The sequence below is a fragment of the Micromonospora echinofusca genome, from assembly GCF_017614955.1.
Classification (GTDB): Bacteria; Actinomycetota; Actinomycetes; order Mycobacteriales; family Micromonosporaceae; genus Micromonospora; species Micromonospora echinofusca_A.
Genome location: NZ_WVUH01000650.1, coordinates 1 through 1,305, shown reverse-complemented (window position 1 = coordinate 1,305; position 1,305 = coordinate 1). Strand labels below are relative to the sequence as shown.

Annotated in this window: 1 protein-coding gene; it reads left to right on the top strand. The window is 78.6% G+C overall.

All coding sequences use genetic code 11. The features are described 5' to 3' along the window. Positions 1-1,305 (top strand): ATP-dependent helicase C-terminal domain-containing protein (locus GSF22_RS33600; protein WP_280117035.1); only part of this gene is annotated, 1,305 nt, incomplete at both ends.

The window sequence follows — 1,305 nt, the reverse complement described above, 5'->3', positions numbered from 1 at the left end:
GCGGGAGGGTCCGGGGTACGTCTACCGCTGCTGGTCGGCCGAACGGCACGACCGGTTGCCGGCCCAGGGCGAGCCGGAGATCGCCGGTACCGACCTGACCGGGTTCGCGTTGCAGTTGGCCTGCTGGGGTCAGCCGGACGGGGTCGGGCTGGCCCTGCCGGAGCCGCCGCCCCCGGCGGCACTCCAGGTGGCCCGGGAGACGTTGACCGCGCTCGGGGCGGTCGACGTCGACGGCCGGGTGACCGACCGGGGCCGGGCGGTTGCCGCCGTCGGGGTGCATCCCCGGCTGGCCCGGGCCCTGCTGGACGGGGCGCCCCGGGTCGGCGCGGACCGGGCCGCCGAGGTGGTCGCCCTGCTCGCCGAGGAGTCGGTCGCCGGCCCGGGGGACGATCTCACCGCCCTGTGGCGCCGGCTGCGTGCGGGTACCGACCCGGGCGCCAGTGCCCGTTGGCGGACCGAGGTGCGCCGGCTCACCGCCGCGCTACCGGCCACCGGGGCGGGAGCGGGCACCCGCGACCCCGGCGGGGTCCCGGACGACCTGGCCGCCGCGCTGCTGGTGGGACTGGCGTACCCGGAACGGCTGGCCCGGGCCCGCCAGCCGGGCGGGTCGACGTACCTGATGTCCGGGGGAACCGCCGCGGAACTCGGTCCCGGGTCGGCGCTGGCGGGTACGCCGTGGTTGGCGGTCGCCGTCGCGGACCGCTCCCCGGGTGGGCCGGCGGCCCGGATCCGGCTGGCCGCCCCGCTCGACGAGGCGACCGCCCGGGAGGTGGGCGCACCCCTGCTGCGCACCGACCGGGAGGTCGGCTGGTCCGGTACGGACGTGGTGGCCCGGGAGACCACCCGGCTCGGGGCGGTCGTGCTGGCCGAGCGCCCGTTGCCGGCAGCCGACCCGGAGCAGGTGGCCACGGCGCTGCTCACCGGTCTCCGGGAGGTGGGCCTGTCCCTGTTGACCTGGACACCGGCCGCCCGCTCGCTGCGCGACCGGCTGGCCTTCTGCCGGTACGCGCTGGGCGACCCGTGGCCGGAGACGTCCGACGAGGCGCTGCTGGCCGGGGCACCGGACTGGCTCGGGCCGGACCTCGCCGGGGCCCGCCGTCGGGCCGACCTGGCCCGGATCGACGTCCATGACGCCCTGCGCCGACTGCTGCCCTGGCCGCAGGCGGCCCGGTTGGACGAGCTGGCACCGGAGCGGCTCGCCGTGCCGACCGGTTCGCGGATCCGGCTGGACTACACCGATCCGGCCCGGCCGGTGCTCGCGGTGAAACTCCAGGAGACCTTCGGGTGGGCGGCGGCGCCCCGGGT